The sequence below is a fragment of the Methylobacterium indicum genome, assembly GCF_001043895.1.
GTDB classification, from domain to species: Bacteria; Pseudomonadota; Alphaproteobacteria; order Rhizobiales; family Beijerinckiaceae; genus Methylobacterium; species Methylobacterium indicum.
This window is the reverse complement of sequence record NZ_JTHF01000265.1, coordinates 1-16,243: the sequence shown is the minus strand read 5'-3', so window position 1 is coordinate 16,243 and position 16,243 is coordinate 1. Positions and strand designations below refer to the sequence as shown.

Genomic DNA, 16,243 nt, shown 5'->3' with positions numbered 1-16,243 from the left:
CAAAAACCTGCGACGAAACAAGAATCTAAGCGTACGAAGCGTTGGCGCGCCAACGCTTCGTACGCTTAGACCTCAGCAGGAAGACGGCTGCACGTCCATGTCCGACACCTTCGACCGCGTCGCCACCATCATCGCCGACGTCGCCGACATCCCGCGCGAGAAGATCACGCCGGAGAGCCACGCCATCGACGATCTGGGCATCGACAGCCTGGCCTTCCTCGACATCGCCTTCGAGATCGACAAGACCTTCGGGATCAAGCTGCCCCTCGAGCAGTGGACCCAGGAGGTCAACGAGGGCAAGGTTCCGGCCGAGCAGTACTTCGTGCTGAAGAATCTCTGCCAGCGCATCGACGGCCTGGTGGCCGAGAAGGCCGCCAAGGTCTGATCCGGGTTTAGGCGGCCGCCGGGATGCGCCTCGAATATTTCGACATGATCGACCGGGTCGTGAGCCTCGACCGCGCCGAAGGGCGCATCGGGGCCATCGCCACGGTGCCGGACGCGAGCCCGGTCTTCGAGGGGCATTTTCCCGGTCACCCCCTGGTGCCCGGCGTGCTCCTCACCGAGACGATGGCGCAGGCCTCCGGCTACCTGCTCCTCGCCCGTGCGTCGTTCAGCCACATGCCGTTCCTGATGGGCGTCGATAAGGCGCGTTTCCGCTCCTTCGTCGGCCCCGGGGCCGTGCTGGAGGTCGAGGCGAGCCTGGAGCATGACGGCTCGGGGTATGCCGTGACCAAGGCGGCGATCCGCTCCGACGGCAAGCCGATCTGCAACGCCGAATTGCGGTTCCGGACCATGCCGTTCCCGGACGGTCTCGGCGCGCTCATGCGCGAGCGCACCGCCCGCATCGGCCTCCCCGACGGAGCGGATTCGTGACCAGGCCAGTCATCGTCACGGGCCTCGGGCTCGTCTCCTGCGCCGGCGAGGGCGTGGACGCCCATCTCGCCGCCTACCGGTCCGGGGGCGCGCCGCGCACCGACGCCGCGACCTTCGCGCCCTATCCGGTGCATCCGGCCGCCGCCCTGAGCCTCGACGGGCAGATCCCGAAGAAATCCGATCAGCGGCAGATGGAGCCGTGGCAGCGGCTGGGGGTCTACGCCGCCGGCCTCGCCCTCGACGCGGCGGGCGCCAAGGCCGACGCGGCGCTCAAGGGCGCCATGCACCTCGTCGTGGCGGCGGGCGGCGGCGAGCGCGACTACGCGGTCGACGGCCAGATCCTCACCGGCCTGCGCGGTGCGGCCGATCCCGGCGCCTACCTCAACGAGCGCCTGCTGAACGACCTGCGGCCGACGCTCTTCCTCGCCCAGCTCTCGAACCTGCTCGCCGGCAACATCGCCATCGTGCACGGGGTCACGGGCGCCTCGCGCACCTTCATGGGCGAGGAATCGAGCGGCGTGGACGCGCTCCGCATCGCCCAGGCCCGGATCGCGTCGGGCCAGCTCGACATCGTGCTCGTCGGCGGCTCCTACAACGCCGAGCGCGCCGACGTGCTGCTGATCCACGAGATGGGCGGCCACCTCTCCAAACCGGATTATCGGCCGGTCTTCGACCGCGGCGACGCGCCCGGCTTCATCCTGGGGTCCGGCGCCGCCTTCCTGGTGCTGGAGGCCGAGGACCACGCCAGGGCCCGCGGCGCCCGGGCACTCGCCCGTCTCGACGCGGTGGCAAGCGACCGCACCAAACGCCGGGACGGCAGCGTCGCGGCGAGCCTGACGGGCCTCTGGAACCGAGCCGGCGTGACCGAACCCGACGCCGTGATCTCGGCCGCCACCGGCTGCACCGGCATCACGGGCGAGGAACGGGACGCGTTGACGGCCCTGGCGCCGCAGTCGCCGGTCCGGGCGCTCGGCGACCTCACCGGCCACACGCTGGAGGCCGCCGCGCCCTTCGGTGCGGCCATCGCCGCCGCCCTGGTGGCATCGGGCGAGGCCCGCGAGGTCGCCGTCACGACGGTCGGCCATCGCCGGGGCGAGGGCGTGCTGCGCCTCACCACCGCAGGGGACACAGCATGAGCCGCGACCGCGACGCGATGGGACGCCCCCTGGTGGCGGTCACCGGCCTCGGCGTGGTGACCTCGCTGGGCCAGGGTGTCACCGACAACTGGGCCGCGCTCACCGCCGGCCGGTCGGGCATCCACGCCATCACCCGCTTCCCGACCGAGGGGCTGCGCACCCGGATCGCCGGCACGGTCGACTTCATCGCCGCCGACCCCGTGGTGGCGCCGATGCTCTCGGAGCGCTTCGCCGAGGCCGCCGCCGCGGAGGCGATCGGGCAGGCGGGCCTGTCCGGCGACTTCCCGGGCGCCCTGTTCATGGCGGTGCCGCCGGTCGAGATCGAGTGGCCGCAGCGCCAGGCGCTGGCCGAGGCCGCCGCGGCGAACGGCGACGTGACCTATGCCGACCTGCTGCGGGCCGCTGCGAGCCGGCGCTTCGACGACTGGCACGACCTGTTCATCTTCGGCACGGTCGCCGACCGCATCGCCGACCGCTTCGGCACCAGGGGCTCGCCGATCTCGCTCTCGACCGCCTGCTCGTCGGGCGCGACCGCGATCCAGCTCGGCGTCGAGGCGATCCGCCGCGGCGAGGTCGAGGCGGCGCTCTGCATCGGCACCGACGGCTCGGTGAACCCGGAATCGCTGATCCGGTTCTCGCTGCTCTCCGCCCTGTCGACCCAGAACGACCCGCCCGAGGCCGCCTCCAAGCCCTTCGCCAAGAACCGCGACGGCTTCGTGATGGGCGAGGGCGCCGCCGCCCTGGTGCTGGAGAGCGCAGCGAGCGCGCGGGCGCGGGGCGCCCGCATCCTCGGCTACGTGCTCGGCTGCGGCGAGAAGGGCGACGGTTTCCACCGTACCCGGTCGAGCCCGGACGGCGCGCCGATCATCGCGGCGATCCGCGCGGCCATCGACGATGCCGGCCTGCATCCCGACCAGATCGACACCGTGAACGCGCACGGCACCGGCACGCCGGAGAACGACAAGATGGAGGCGATGGGCTGCCTCGCGGTGCTCGGCGAGCGCATGCGCGGCGTCCCGATCTCCTCCAACAAGTCGATGATCGGCCACACGCTCACCGCCGCCGGCGCGGTCGAGGCGGCGTTCTCGCTGCTGACCATCGCGCATGGCCGGGTGCCCCCGACCCTGAACTACGCGGTGCCCGATCCGGCGATTCCGCTCGACGTGGTGACGACCGCCCGGGACGTGCCGGTGCGGACCGTGCTGTCGAACTCCTTCGGCTTCGGCGGCCAGAACACCTGCCTGGTGTTCGGGGCGGAGCCCGTCTGATGGCCGCGATCCACCATCGCCGCGTCCTCGTCACCGGCGGCGCGCGGGGTCTGGGCGCCGCGATCGTGCGGGCGCTGATGGCGTCCGGCCACGACGTCGACTTCACCTATCGCGGCTCGCAGGACGCCGCCGAGGCGCTGGCTCTCGAACTCACCGCGCTCCATCCCGAGCAGCGGGTGCGGCCCCACGGCCTCGACCTCGCCGACAAGGCGGCCCTCGACGATTTCTGCGGCGTGATGGAGGGCGAGGGGATCTTCGGCCTCGTCCACAATGCCGGCCAGCCCTGCGACAGCCTCGCCGCGGTGCTCGACCAGGATCGGGCGGAAGCGGCGATGCAGGTCAATTTCTGGTCGCTGACCCGCCTCGCCAAGGCGCTGGTGCGCCCGATGACCCGGGCGAAGGCCGGGCGCATCGTGGCGATCGGCTCGGTGGCGGCGCTCCGGGCCAATCCGGGCAACGCCGCCTATGCCGCCAGCAAGGGCGCGCTGATCGCCTATTGCCGCACGCTCGCGATCGAGTCGGCGCGCCGCGGCGTCACCGTCAACGTGGTGGCGCCGGGCTTCATCGACACCGACATGATGGCGCCCTACGCCGCCTACCGCGCCGGCATGGAGAAGCAGATCCCGTCCGGGCGCTTCGCCGCGCCGGCGGAGGTGGCCGATCTCGTCGCATTCCTGGTGAGCCCCGCGGCGGGCTACATCACCGGCACCGTGCTGCCGGTCGATGGCGGCCTCACCGCGATGATGGGCATCCATCGCACCTGACGAACCGGATCCATGCGGTACCCCCTCGCGTGCGCCGCCCTGGCGGCGGCTTTCCTCCTCGTTCCGGCGTCGGTCCAGGCGCAGGATTTCGGCCGCCTGGAGATCTTCCGGGTCGAGGGGCTGCCCCCGGGCGACACGCTCAGCATCCGCGAGGCGCCCGACGCCGATTCGCCGGCCCTCGGCCAGGCGCCGTCCCGCGGCCGCCTGCGCGGGTTCGGCTGCACCAACGACACCCCGAGCGGACTGACCTGGTGCCGGGTGAAGCTCGGGCCGATCGTCGGATGGGCGCGGCGGCGCTACCTGACGCCGGAGTGAGGGGTGCGTTGATCCGGGGGGCAGCGGCGGCTAGAGCATTTTCCGACGAAGTGGATACCGGTTCGTCGCAGAAAATGCGGCAAAATCAAAGACCTAGAGAGCTTCGCGATTGCAACGCGATCGTGAAGTGCTCTAGAGCATGCCGATCACGGACCTTCGGAGGCTGCCGATGGCGATGATGATCCTCCGCGACGACGCGCTCTGGACCGGACAGATCCTGGGCGATCCCGAGGTTGCCGCGCTGATCGCTTCGCTGCCCGCTGGCGCGCCGGTGACGCTGCGGATCGCCGGCACGCCGATCCGCTTCCACAAGATGGAGGGCGGTCCCGATGGCCGGCCGCTGCCGGGTCTGACGGTTGATGCGGCCCATGCTCAAGCCTGGGCGGCTCTCCGACAGGAGCATGCCGGTGCCGTCCCTCTCGAGATCGAAGGAAGCCCGAAACGGCGCGATCCGTATCTCGAAAGCCTGAGCGCCATGCTCGATGAATGGAACAGTCCGGAAGACGCCGAGGCCTTCGATGACCTTTGAGCGTTGGGACGTTCTCACGGCGCTGTTTCCTTTCGTCGAGAGCACGCGCCGCAAGCCGCGCCCGGTCTTGGTCCTGTCAGGGTCGGACTTCAACGATGCGCACGACCACATCATCACCGCCATGATCACGACGGCTGCTGCCGGCCGTTGGGCGAGTGATCACTCCGTTACCGACCTGGCCGCCGCCGGGCTGCTCAGGCCATGCGTCGTGCGCTGGAAGATCTTCTCGCTGCCCAAAGGCACCGTCGCTCGCAAGATCGGGACTATGGGCTCGTCGGACCGTAACGCACTGTCGTCCGCCCTGGATGATGTCATGAAAAATCCAGCAGCTACGACCCAGACGCACTGAGTGTTGAGACAAGGACCCTGATGAAAGCCCTCCAGCTCTTCGGCGACCGCGACCTGCGCCTGACCGAGGTTCCCGACCTGGATGCCCCCGGCCCCGGCGAGGTGCAGATCCGGGTCCGTGCCGTCGGCCTCAACTTCATCGACGTGTGGGGTTTTCGCGGCATGGCCTTCGCCAAGCGCAAGCTGCCGCTCACCGTCGGGGCCGAGGCGTCCGGCGAGATCGCCGCGATCGGCGAGGGCGTCGAGGGGCTGAAGGTTGGCGATAAGGTCGCGCCCTACGGCGCGCTGACCTGCGGAAAATGCCGCGCCTGCCGCGAGGGCCGCGACAACCTCTGCGAGGAGGTCGGCGGCGTGCTCGGCTTCCACGTCGACGGCTTCGCCCGCGAATTCGTCAACCTGCCGGCGCGACTCGTCGTGCGCGTGCCCGACTCCGTCAGCTTCACCGACGCCGCCTGCGCGCCGATCGCGTTCGGTACCGTGCAGCACATGCTGTTCGACAACGCCAAGCTCGAACCCGGCGAGACCATCCTGGTCCATGCCGGCGGATCGGGCATCGGCACCACGGCGATCAAGATGGCGAAGGCGATCGGCTGCACGGTGTTCACCACCGTCGGCGACGACGCCAAGGGCGAGAAGGCGAGGGCGCTCGGCGCCGACCACGTCGTCAACTACCGCACCGAGCGGTTCGAGGGCGAGGTGCGCAAGGCCACCAAGCGCAAGGGCGTCGACGTGGTGTTCGAGCATGTCGGGCCCGAGACCTGGAACGGCTCGCTGCTCTGCCTCAAGCGCGGCGGGCGCCTCGTCACCTGCGGGTCGACCTCGGGCGTGTCCACCACCATGAACCTGATGCAGCTGTTCCAGCAGCAATACCGCATCACCGGCTCGTTCGGCTGCCGGATCGCCAACATCCGCGAGGCGCTGGACAAGATGGCCGACGGGATCACCCCGGTGATCGACACCGTGCTGCCGCTCGCCGATTTCGCGAAAGGCCTGGAACGGCTCGAATCGCGCAAGGTGTTCGGAAAGATCCTGGTCACGCTCTGAAGGCCACGCTCGTCGAAGAACGGCGCGGGGGCGATGTCGCGCCCTTGCGCAAACCGGTCCGGCAGGAGAAGAGGCGAGGCGCGAGGTTCGAAAAAACCTGCGCCGTCCCGCCCTCTCAATCCCGGACTGCTTCGTGAGATCGTCGTGCTGCGCCTGAAGCTGAGGCTCTATCGTGCCCTGTCCCGCCTCGCCGGCCTGCCGATGGTCTTCGTGGTCCGCGCCCTGTTCGCGGTGGCGCGCCTCCTCGGGCCGGCCCGTGCCGCCGCAGCGGGCGCCGCGATCGCCCGGGCGATCGGTCCGCGCCTGCCCTCGCACCGCACGGCGCTGAACAACCTGCGCCAGTCCTTCCCGGAGAAGGGCGAGGCCGAGATCGCCGCGATCGCGCGGGGCGCCTGGGACAATCTCGGCCGCACCGGCGCCGAATACGCCCATCTCGGCGACATCTTCGACTACGACCCCGCCGCCGCGACCCCGGGGCGGATCGAGGTCGCGGGCATCGAGCACTTCTTCGCGTTGCGCGACGACGGCAAGCCGGGCCTGATCTTCTCGGCCCATCTCGGCAACTGGGAGCTGCCGGCGATCTGCGCCGCCCGGTTCGGGCTGGAGGCGAGCGCGGTCTTTCGCCCGCCGAACAGCCCGGCCGCCGCCCAACTGGTGCAGGAGGTGCGCCGCGCCACGATGGGCGGCCTGACGGCGGCCGGGCCCGGCGCCGCGTTCAAGATGCAGGGCGTGGTCGAGCGCGGCGGCCATCTCGGCATGCTGGTCGACCAGCACTTCACCCGCGGGGTGGTGGTGGATTTCCTCGGGCAGCCGGCGCTCGTGAACCCGCTGCTCGCCAAGCTCGCGCGGCACTACGATTGCCCGGTCCACGGGGTGCGGGTGATCCGGCTGCCGGGCGACCGCTTCCGCCTGGAGCTGACCCCGGCGCTGGCCCTGCCGCGGGATTCCGGCGGCGCGATCGACGTGCAGGGCGCCATGCAGGCGATGAGCGACGTCATCGCCGGCTGGGTGCGCGAGCACCCCGAGCAGTGGCTGTGGATGCACCGGCGCTGGCGCCCGTCGATGCTGCCGAAGACCGCCCCGCGGATGCCGGCCGCGCAGGCCTCAAGCTAACGTGACTTCTCTCCGCGCTCCCGCCGGGTGTTGATGGCCCATGACGCGCGCCGCCCTCCATCGCCTGCTCGCCGGCCTCGCCGCATGCGGCCTCGGCCTCCCGGGCCCGGCGCGCGCGCAGGAGGTCGCCCCGCGGGCGCAGGACGGGGCGCCCCGGGCGGTGGTGGAGCTGTTCACCAGCCAGGGCTGCTCCGCCTGCCCGCCGGCGGACCGGCTGGTGACCGAACTCGCCCGCGATCCGGGCGTGATCGCCCTGACCCTGCCGGTGACCTACTGGGACTATCTCGGCTGGAAGGACACGCTCGCCAGCACCTCGTTCACCGCGCGCCAGCGCGCCTATGCGAGCATGCGCGGCGACCGCCAGGTCTTCACGCCCCAGGCGGTGATCAACGGCGCCGCCACGGTGGTGGGCTCCGACCGGGCGGCCCTGGAGCGCAGCATCCGCGAGCCCGGCACCGCCGCGAGCCTGCCGGTGGCGATCCACAGCGAGGCCGCGCCCGACCGCATCCTGATCGATGTCGGCGCCGCGCGCGAGGCCGGCCGCAGCGCCGAGGTCTGGCTGCTGCCCGTCGCCCGCGCCCGCGAGGTCGCGATCGGGCGGGGCGAGAACCGCGGCCGCACCGTCACCTACCGCAACGTGGTGCGGGGCATGCACCATGTCGGCCCCTGGCGCGGGGTGGCGGCCCATTACGAGGTGCCCCGCACCGCGCTTGCCGCGGCCGACGCCGATTCCTACGTCGTGGTGCTGCAGGCCGAGAATAGCGGGCCGGGGCGCATCCTGGGGGCGGCCAAGGGGCCGGGCTTGTAAGAGCCTGATCGCGGTCGAGAATGGGATGAGAGCGGCGCCGGACGAACGCGCCGCCAGGAGGAGACGCGCGTGACCGGCCCGACCGACATTCCCGCCTATGCCCTGCCCGACACGAACCGCCGGGTGCTGCTCGCCCGCCGGCCCGCCGGCATCCCGCAGGCCGAGGATTTCCACCTCGACGCCGTCCCGGTTCCCGAGCCGGGCCCGGGCGAGATCCTGGTGCGCAACCTCTATCTCTCGGTCGATCCGGCCCAGCGCGGCTGGGCGAGCGCCGAGGCCAATTATTCCCAGCCCGTGCCGCTCGGCGGGCCGATGCGGGCCCTGGCGGTGGGGGTCGTGGTGCGCTCGAACGCGCCCGACATTGCCGAGGGCGAGTTCCTGTACGGCTGGTTCGGCTGGCAGGATTACGCCGCCGTTCCGGTCTCGGCGATCTTCCGGCGCTGCACCGAGGCGGTGCCGCTCTCGGCCCATGCGGGGCTGCTGGGGCTCAACGGGCTCACCGCCCATCTCGGGCTGACCGCGCTCGGACGGCCGCAGGCCGGCGAGACGGTGCTGGTCTCGACTGCCGCCGGTGCGGTGGGCAGCCTCGTCGGCCAGATCGCCCGCAACCTCGGCTGCCGTCCCCTCGGCCTCACCGGCGACGACGCCAAGGTCGCCCGCTGCCGCGAGGCCTACGGCTACGAGGCCGCCTGGAACTACCGCACCGACGACTGGAGCGCCGCCCTCGCGACGGCGGCCCCGGACGGGGTGAACGTCTATTTCGACAATGTCGGCGGGCCGATCCTCGACGCGGCCCTGCGGCGGATGGCGGTCGCCGGGCGCATCGTCCAATGCGGCACCGCCTCGGTGGCGAGCTGGACCGACGTGCCGACCGGACCCCGGGTCGAGCGCGAGATCCTGACCCGGCGCCTGATCTGGAGCGGCTTCGTGGTGCTCGACCACAAGGCGCGGTTCGAAGCGGCGGTGGCGGCCCTGGCGGGGTGGTACACCGAGGGCCGCATCCGCCTCGACGAGGACGTCACCGAGGGCATCAAGGGCGCCCCCGGGGCGATCGCCGGGCTCTACCGCGGCGAGAATCGCGGCAAGCGCCTGATCTACGTGGGGTAGGGATGCCCGGAGCCGTGGGTCAGTCGACCCACTCGCCCCGGCGCATCAGCGGCTCGGACCGGCCGTCCGGCGTCACCCCGTCGACGTCGACCTCGGCCGAGCCGATCATCCAGTCGATGTGGATCAGGCTGCGGTTGGCGCCGCGCGCGGCCAGGTCCTGCTCGCTGAAATCCGCGCCGCCGCCGAGGAAGCACTTGCTGTAGGCTTGGCCGAGCGCGATGTGGCTCGCGGCGTTCTCGTCGTAGAGGGTGTTGCAGAACAGGAGCCCGGAGGCCGAGATCGGCGAGGAGGCCGGCACCAGCGCGACCTCGCCGAGGCGGCGCGCGCCCTCGTCGGTGTCGATCACCCTGGCGAGCACGTCGGCTCCGGTGCGGGCCCGCGACTCGACGATGCGGCCCTCCTCGAAGCGCACCGCGATCCCGTCGATCAGGGTGCCCTGGTAGGAGAGGGGCTTCGTCGCGCTGACATGGCCCTGCACCCGCAGGCAGTGCGGCGTGGTGAAGACCTCCTCGGTCGGGATGTTGGCGTTGCAGACGATCCCGTTCTTCGCCGTCGTGGCGCCGCCGCACCATTCGTGGTCGTCGGCGAGCCCGACCGTCAGGTCGGTGCCGGGCCCGCGGAAATGCAGGGCGGCGTAGCGGCGGGCGTTGAGGGCGGCGGTGCGGGCGCTCAAGCCCCGGTTGTGCGCCTCCCAGGCGCCGACCGGATCGGGCCCGTCGACCCGCGAGGCGGAGAAGATCGCGTCCCACAGGCGCGCGACCGCCTCGTCCTCGGGAAGGTCGGGGAACACCGTGCGGGCCCAGGCCGGGGTCGCCGCCGAGACGATGGTCCAGTTGGTGGCGAAATTGGCGATCTGCTCGAGCGCCGGCATGTAGGCCTTGGACCGGGCGCGGTTGGCCCGCGCCACCTTGTCGGTGTCCTGGCCGGCGAGCAGCGAGGGGTCGTCGCCCGAGATGGCGAGCCGCGCGGCCCCGTTGCGATAGGCCTGCGCCATACCCTCGTAGAGCCAGCCGGCGGCCTTGTCGAAGGCGTCGTCGTGGCCGTGCTCGAAGCGCGCCAGGGTCGCCTGGTCGTCGGCCAGCAGCGTCGTCACCACGGAGGCGCCGGCCTTGTAGGCCTGGGCGGTGATGCGGCGCGCCAGCGGCAGCGCGTCGAGGGGCGCCGTCATCACCAGCTCCTGGCCGGGCCGAAGCCCGAGCCCGACCCTCACGGCGACCTCGGCGAGCCGGTCGAGGCGGGCGTCGTGCGTGCTCATGCGAAACTCGTCTCCTGCAGGCGTCGAGGCCGATATCAGTGGGGTCTCACACCACCCGCGTCCAGGCGATGCCGCCCAGATCCTCCCGGAAGGCGAAGCGGCCGAGATGCTCGGCCACCACACCCTGCATCCGGTTGAGCGCGTCGAGGTCCGGCGCCTCGACCCGCAGGGTCAGGCCCTCCGGGTCGGCCTCGGCCGTGAAGCGGCGCCCCTCGCCGAACGGCACCACGCCGCGCTCGGGCGTGAAGGTCGTTTCGGGAAACTTGTGGCTCCAGTGCTTGCACAGCTGGGTCAGGTAGCGGCTGCCGGTCTGCGTCTCGACGCGGGCTTGCGCCGCCAGGGTGACGGGATCGCTCACGCGGCCTTCCCCGCGTTCTGGAGCGCCGACCAGATCGCCTGCGGGGTCGCCGGCATGTTGATGTGGCGGATGCCGCGGGGGCGCAGCGCGTCGACGAGGGCGTTCATCACCGAGGGCAGCGAGCCGGCACAGCCCGCCTCGCCGCAGCCCTTCACCCCGAGCGGGTTGGTGGTGGCGGGCACGGCGTGGCTCTCGAAGCCCATGAACGGCGCGTCGGAGGCCCGCGGCAGGCAGTAATCCATGAACGAGCCGGTCACGAGCTGGCCCTGCTCGTCATAGGCCGTGCGCTCCATCAAGGCCTGGCCGATGCCCTGCACGATGCCGCCATGGAGCTGGCCCTCGACCAGCATCGGGTTCACCAGCGTGCCGAAATCGTTGACGGTGGTGTAGCGCACGACCGTCGCGACGCCGGTCTCGGGGTCGACCTCGACCTCGGCGACGTGGCAGCCGTTCGGGAAGGCCGACGGCGATTCCTTGTGGGTATGGGCGACGTCGAGGCTTCTGGGCGCCGAGGGGTCGGGCAGGCCCGCCCGCACCCGGGCGGCCAGTTCCAGGAGGCCGACGCCCCGGTCGGTCCCCGCGATGGCGAAGCGGCCGTCGCGGAACTCGATATCGGCGGGGCCGGCCTCCAGAACCGCGGCCGCGGCTTCGCGGCCCTTGGCGATCACGAGGTCGCCGGCCTCGACGAGCGCCGTGCCGCTCGCCATCAGCGATTTCGAGCCGCCGGTGCCGCCGCCGGCGATGAGCTGGTCGCTGTCGCCCTGGACGAGCCGGACCCGGTCGACCGGGATGCCGAGGCGGTCGTGCAGGATCTGGGCGAAGGGCGTGAGGTGGCCCTGGCCGTAATCGAGGGTGCCGGTGACGATCGTCACCGTGCCGTCGGCCTCGAAGCGGATGCCACCCATCTCGTTGGTCGGCGGCGCCGTGATCTCGAGATAATCGCCGATGCCGATGCCGCGCAAGCGGCCGTTCGCCTCGCTCTCGGCGCGCCGCGCGGGAAAGCCGTCCCAGTCGGCAGCCTGCAGCGCCCGGTCGAGCACGGCGGGGAAGTCGCCGCTGTCGTAGGTGAGGCCGGACGGGGCCCGGTACGGCATGTCGGCCGGGCGGATGTGGTTGCGGCGGCGCAAGTCCACCCGGTCGTGACCGGTCTCGGCGGCGGCGGTGTCGATCAGCCGCTCGATGAAGTAGTTGCCCTCCGGCCGCCCGGCGCCGCGATAGGCCCCGATCGGCGTGGTGTTGGTGTAGAGGCACTCCACCGCCACGTCGAAGGCCGGGGTGCGGTACACCCCCACCATGTTGCGGGCGATGTTGACGGTCTGGAACAGGGGCGAGAGCGGGTTGAGGTAGCCGCCCATATTGGCACGGCCCCGGACCCGGAAGGCCAGGAAGCGTCCTTGCGCGTCGAGGGCGAGCTCCGCCGTCACCGCGACGTCGCGGCCGTGATGGTCGGAGAGGAAGCTTTCCGAGCGCAGGTCGGTCCACTTCACCGGCCGGCCGAGGCGCTTCGACGCCTCCAGAAGCGGCAGGTATTCGGGGTAGACCGGCGCCTTCATGCCGAAGGAGCCGCCGACATTGCCGGTGAGCACCCGCACCTTGTCGCGCGGTTGCTTCAGCACGCCGTCCGCCAGGGAATTGCGCAGGCCGAACACGCCCTGCGAGCCGACATGCAGGGTGAAGCGCCCGCTCTCCGGCTCGTAGACGCCGACCGCCGACCGCGGCTCCATCGGGTTGATGACGAGGCGGTTGTTGACGAGGTCGAGGGAGGCGACGTGCGCGGCCTGCGCGAAGGCGGCTTCCGTCGCCGCCTGGTCGCCGGTGCGGAAATCGAGGGCGAGGTTGCCGGGCGCGTCGTCGTGGAGAAGCGGGGCGCCCTCGGCGGCGGCCTCGTCCGGGGTGGTCACGACGGGCAGGTCCTCGATGTCGAGGACGACCGCCTCGGCGGCGTCGCGGGCCTCGGCCAGGGTCTCGGCCACCACCAGGGCGACCGCCTCGCCGACGTAGCGCACCCGGTCGGTGCTGAGCGAGGCCTGGGGCGGCTTGCGCATCGGCGTGCCGTCCTGGTTCTTGAACGGCAGGCCGTTGCCGATCGCCCCGTACCCGTCGAGATCGGCGGCGGTGAGCACGGCCAGCACGCCCGGCATGGCGAGGGCGGCCTCGGCGTCGATACCCCGCAGGATGCCGTGGGCGACCGGGCTTCGCACGAACACGCCGTAGGTCTGGCCGTCGAGGGCGAGGTCGTCGGTGTAGCGGCCCTCGCCCCGCACCAGCACCGGGTCCTCGGCCCGCCGCACGGGCTGGCCGATGCCGAATTTCTGCGGGCTGGCGAAGTCGCGGGCGTCGGGACGGGCGTTCATGCCGGCACTCTCCGGAATTCTTGTCAGCGTGAGCTAGCAACTCGGCCATGGCATGCAAGACGCCGAATGGGCAGGCCACCCCGGCGCGCAGGGCACGGCTCGCGCGCCTGCATGGATCTGCGCTACATCCAGGCCGCACGACATCACGGCTGTCCGGGGAAAGGTGAGGCGCGTCTCGACGATCCTCACGGTCGGCATCGCACGCATGGAGGAGATCCGCCCATGACCGAAGACGCCGCCCTCGCAGCCCTCGCCCCGCTCTTCGAAGAGGTGTTGGGCGAGCCGGTGCCGCTCACGCCCGCACTGACCGCCGAGGACGTCGAGGGCTGGGATTCGACCCGGATGATCGAGCTCGTCATCGCGGTCGAGGCGCGCTTCGGCATCAAGCTCACCACCCGGGAGGTCGACGGGCTGGCGAGCGTCGGCGACCTCGCGGCTCTCATCGCCCGCAAGGCGCCGCGGTGACGGCCGATCTGTCCTGGCTGCCGCCGCCGCCGGCGGATTTCGCCGCGCGTCTCGGCGCGGCCGAGGCGCTGCCGGACCGGGCGGCCTGGGACGCGCTCGCGGGCCTCGCCCGCACCCGCCTCGACCCGGCGCGCACCACCCGGCTCGACCGGGTTCTGCAGCGGCGCTTCCCGGAGGCGTCGCCCGCCGGCCCGCCGACGCGCCTCGCCCTGCTCGGTTCCTCGACGCTGTCCCACCTCGCCGCCGGGATCCGGGTCGGCGCCTTGCGCCGCGACTTACGCGTCACGGTCCACGAGGGCGCCTACGGCCGGTTCGATCGCGAGATCGACGGCGAGGCCCTGCGCGCCCTGCGACCCGACACCGTGCTGCTCGCCCTCGACGCGGACGCTCTTCTGGGACCGACCGGGGACGTCGGCGCAGCGCTCGACCGGCTGAGATCCCTCTGGGCCCGGGCCCGGGCGGCACATGGCTGCACCATCATCCAGCAGACGCTGCTGCCGGCCGCGATCCCGCTGATGGGCGGCAACGAGCACCGGATGCCGGGCTCGCTCGCCGCCCGCACGCAGCGCCTCAACGCCGCCCTGCGGGACGCCGCCGCGGAGGAGGGCGTCGACCTCCTCGCCCTCGACGACGCGGTGGCGCGCCACGGCCTCGACGCCTGGCACGATCCCGCCCTGTGGCTGCGGGCCCGCCAGGCGGTGACGCCGGCCGCCGCCCCGCTCTACGGCGACCTCGTCGCCCGGCTCCTCGGGGCCCGGCTCGGCCGCTCGGCGAAGGCCCTGGTGCTCGACCTCGACGACACGGTGTGGGGCGGCACGATCGGGGAGGACGGGCTCGCCGGCCTCGTCGTCGGGCAGGGCAGCGCGTCGGGCGAATCCTTCCTGGCGCTCCAGGCCTATGCCCGCGATCTGTCGCGCCGCGGCATCGTGCTGGCGGTCTGCTCGAAGAACGATCCCGACATCGCCCGGCGGCCGTTCCTGGAGCATCCCGACATGCTCCTGCGCCTCTCGGACTTCGGTACCTTCGCGGCGAACTGGGACGACAAGGCGACGAACCTCCGGCGCATCGCCGCCGCGCTGCGCCTCGGCCTCGATGCCCTGGTCTTCGTCGACGACAACCCGTTCGAGCGCGCCCTGGTGCGCGAGCACCTGCCGATGGTGGCGGTGCCGGAGGTGCCCGACGAGCCGGCGCTGGTCGCCCGCTGCCTCGCCGATGCCGGCTACTTCGAGGCCGTGGCGCTGACGGCGGAGGATCGCGGGCGGGCGCAGGCCTACGCACGGGACCGCGCCCGGCGCGAGGACGCAGGCGAGCGGGCGACCGACCTCGCCGGCATGCTGGCGGGTCTCGGCATGCGGCTGACCTGGCGGTCCTTCGACGCCGTCGGGCTTCCCCGCATCGTCCAGCTCGTCAACAAGACCAACCAGTTCAACCTGACGACCCGGCGGATGCGCGAGGCCGAGGCCGCGGCGCTGATCTCCGACCCCGCGGTGCTGACGCTGCAACTGCGCCTCGCCGACCGGCTCGCCGATCACGGCATGATCGCCGTCGCGACCGGCCGGCTCGCCGGCGACGACCTCGTGATCGAGACCTGGCTGATGAGCTGCCGGGTGCTCGGGCGGCGGGTGGAGGAGGGGATTCTGGCAATCCTGGCCGCGCAGGCGGTGAGGAGCGGCGCGCGCCGCCTCGTCGGCCTCTACCGGCCGAGCCGGCGCAACGGGATGGTGGCGGACCTCTACCCACGCCTCGGCTTCGCACCCGCGGCACCCGATTCCGACGGGGTGGAGCGCTGGGTGCTCGATCTCGCGACCTACGCCCCGCCCACCGACCTGCCGATGGCGCTGGAGGCGTTCTGAGGCGGCCCGGCCCGCCCGGAGGCGGAGCAGCGAGCGGTGCGCGGCGCGACCCGGCGCCTTGACAGGCAGGGTGCTCCCCGGCACTGGCCGAGAGCCCTTTCGTCCCTCAGCGGCCCCTTTCCCGCCCCATGCTTCCGGCCCTGCTGCCCTCCGAGCCGGTGCTCCTCCCGATCCAGGCCCGCTACGCGGGCGGCGCCGGGCCGGGCGCGCATGAAGGCGAGCACGCGATCACCGCCAACAACCGCTGGTCCCGGGCGCTCCTGACCTTTCGCGACCTGCCGGCGGGGGCCTGGTGCTGCTTCGAAGCCCGCCTCGCCTGGTCGGCCGAGGAGGAGGGGGGGCTCGCCGCCGACTTCGTGCTCGCGGGCTTCGACTTCCTGGCCGGCGACGGGTCGAGCCTCGACGTCGAGCAGGTGCCGGGCCTGTCGCGCACGCTCCTCGATCCCCACAGCGCCTGGATCGCCGGGCCGGGCTGCCAGCCCGCCGGCAGCGAACTCCTGCTCATGTCGCCGGTGCGGGTGGCCTTCGGCGTGCCGCCCCAGGCGCGCGGCCTCGTCCTCACGCTCCGGTCCTGGCGCAACACCGAGGGCGTGACGGTCGCCGAGCCCTGCCTGCGCCCGGTGACGCCGCTGACGCCCGCCCCCTTCCGCAGC

17 protein-coding genes and 1 pseudogene are annotated in these 16,243 nt (G+C 72.3%); 15 read left to right on the top strand and 3 right to left on the bottom strand.

What is annotated here, in order from left to right:
• The first annotated feature begins 97 nt into the window (after positions 1 to 97).
• The 12 genes from QR78_RS26355 to QR78_RS26300 all read left to right on the top strand — a co-directional run bounded on the left by QR78_RS26355 (position 98) and on the right by QR78_RS26300 (position 9,305).
• Positions 98 to 385 (top strand): acyl carrier protein, encoded by a 288-nt coding sequence (locus tag QR78_RS26355; protein WP_048430569.1) that lies wholly within the window; start codon positions 98 to 100, stop codon positions 383 to 385.
• A 23-nt stretch (positions 386 to 408) separates the two neighbouring features.
• Entirely contained in the window at positions 409 to 873 is a 465-nt protein-coding gene (locus tag QR78_RS26350) for a 3-hydroxyacyl-ACP dehydratase FabZ family protein (RefSeq protein ID WP_048430568.1), read from the top strand.
• Positions 870 to 2,009 carry a beta-ketoacyl-ACP synthase gene (locus QR78_RS26345; RefSeq protein WP_048430567.1) on the top strand — a complete coding sequence of 380 codons (1,140 nt, stop codon included), beginning with the start codon at positions 870 to 872 and terminating at the stop codon, positions 2,007 to 2,009. The genes QR78_RS26350 and QR78_RS26345 overlap by 4 nt, the downstream gene beginning before the upstream one ends.
• Positions 2,006 to 3,277 carry a beta-ketoacyl-ACP synthase gene (locus QR78_RS26340; RefSeq protein WP_048430566.1) on the top strand — a complete coding sequence of 424 codons (1,272 nt, stop codon included), beginning with the start codon at positions 2,006 to 2,008 and terminating at the stop codon, positions 3,275 to 3,277. Before QR78_RS26345 ends, QR78_RS26340 begins: the two co-directional genes overlap by 4 nt.
• Positions 3,277 to 4,041, top strand: coding sequence for an SDR family NAD(P)-dependent oxidoreductase (locus tag QR78_RS26335; protein WP_048430565.1), 765 nt, complete (start codon positions 3,277 to 3,279; stop codon positions 4,039 to 4,041). The genes QR78_RS26340 and QR78_RS26335 overlap by 1 nt, the downstream gene beginning before the upstream one ends.
• Before the next feature lie 12 nt (positions 4,042 to 4,053).
• Entirely contained in the window at positions 4,054 to 4,356 is a 303-nt protein-coding gene (locus QR78_RS26330; protein WP_048430564.1) for an SH3 domain-containing protein, read from the top strand.
• 169 nt (positions 4,357 to 4,525) lie between these two features.
• Positions 4,526 to 4,885 (top strand): hypothetical protein, encoded by a 360-nt coding sequence (locus QR78_RS26325; RefSeq protein ID WP_048430563.1) that lies wholly within the window; start codon positions 4,526 to 4,528, stop codon positions 4,883 to 4,885.
• Positions 4,875 to 5,234, top strand: a complete 360-nt coding sequence (locus tag QR78_RS26320) for a type II toxin-antitoxin system PemK/MazF family toxin (RefSeq protein WP_048430562.1) — start codon at positions 4,875 to 4,877, stop codon at positions 5,232 to 5,234. The genes QR78_RS26325 and QR78_RS26320 overlap by 11 nt, the downstream gene beginning before the upstream one ends.
• Before the next feature lie 20 nt (positions 5,235 to 5,254).
• Complete coding sequence (locus tag QR78_RS26315) at positions 5,255 to 6,277, top strand: zinc-binding dehydrogenase (protein WP_048430561.1); 1,023 nt, start codon at positions 5,255 to 5,257, stop codon at positions 6,275 to 6,277.
• A 144-nt stretch (positions 6,278 to 6,421) separates the two neighbouring features.
• A complete protein-coding gene (locus tag QR78_RS26310; RefSeq protein ID WP_048430560.1) occupies positions 6,422 to 7,390 on the top strand; it encodes a lipid A biosynthesis lauroyl acyltransferase in 969 nt (322 codons plus the stop codon).
• Positions 7,391 to 7,430: 40 nt separating this feature from the next.
• On the top strand, positions 7,431 to 8,198 hold the full coding sequence (locus tag QR78_RS26305) for a DUF1223 domain-containing protein (protein WP_048430559.1): 768 nt from the start codon (positions 7,431 to 7,433) through the stop codon (positions 8,196 to 8,198).
• Between the two features lie 69 nt (positions 8,199 to 8,267).
• Positions 8,268 to 9,305 (top strand): NADP-dependent oxidoreductase, encoded by a 1,038-nt coding sequence (locus tag QR78_RS26300; protein WP_202972664.1) that lies wholly within the window; start codon positions 8,268 to 8,270, stop codon positions 9,303 to 9,305.
• A gap of 19 nt (positions 9,306 to 9,324) precedes the next feature.
• Here the strand turns inward: QR78_RS26300 and QR78_RS26295 are convergent, their stop codons facing one another.
• Genes QR78_RS26295 through QR78_RS26285 form a run of 3 tightly spaced genes read right to left on the bottom strand, consistent with a single transcriptional unit; the run spans position 9,325 to position 13,272 of the window.
• Complete coding sequence (locus QR78_RS26295) at positions 9,325 to 10,560, bottom strand: aminopeptidase (RefSeq protein ID WP_048430558.1); 1,236 nt, start codon at positions 10,558 to 10,560, stop codon at positions 9,325 to 9,327.
• A gap of 46 nt (positions 10,561 to 10,606) precedes the next feature.
• The gene (locus QR78_RS26290; RefSeq protein ID WP_048430557.1) at positions 10,607 to 10,918 is read right to left on the bottom strand and encodes a DUF2218 domain-containing protein; all 312 of its coding nucleotides are present in this window, start codon (positions 10,916 to 10,918) and stop codon (positions 10,607 to 10,609) included.
• On the bottom strand, positions 10,915 to 13,272 hold the full coding sequence (locus tag QR78_RS26285; RefSeq protein ID WP_048430556.1) for a xanthine dehydrogenase family protein molybdopterin-binding subunit: 2,358 nt from the start codon (positions 13,270 to 13,272) through the stop codon (positions 10,915 to 10,917). The genes QR78_RS26290 and QR78_RS26285 overlap by 4 nt, the downstream gene beginning before the upstream one ends.
• A 222-nt stretch (positions 13,273 to 13,494) precedes the next feature.
• Between QR78_RS26285 and QR78_RS26280 the strand changes: the two genes are divergently transcribed.
• From QR78_RS26280 to QR78_RS26270, 3 genes and pseudogenes are all read left to right on the top strand, one after another.
• Positions 13,495 to 13,737, top strand: a complete 243-nt coding sequence (locus QR78_RS26280) for an acyl carrier protein (RefSeq protein WP_048430555.1) — start codon at positions 13,495 to 13,497, stop codon at positions 13,735 to 13,737.
• Positions 13,734 to 15,590, top strand: coding sequence for an HAD-IIIC family phosphatase (locus tag QR78_RS26275; RefSeq protein ID WP_048430554.1), 1,857 nt, complete (start codon positions 13,734 to 13,736; stop codon positions 15,588 to 15,590). The genes QR78_RS26280 and QR78_RS26275 overlap by 4 nt, the downstream gene beginning before the upstream one ends.
• Positions 15,591 to 15,718: 128 nt before the next feature.
• Positions 15,719 to 16,243 (top strand): annotated as a pseudogene (locus QR78_RS26270) (heparinase II/III domain-containing protein); the annotation flags it as partial.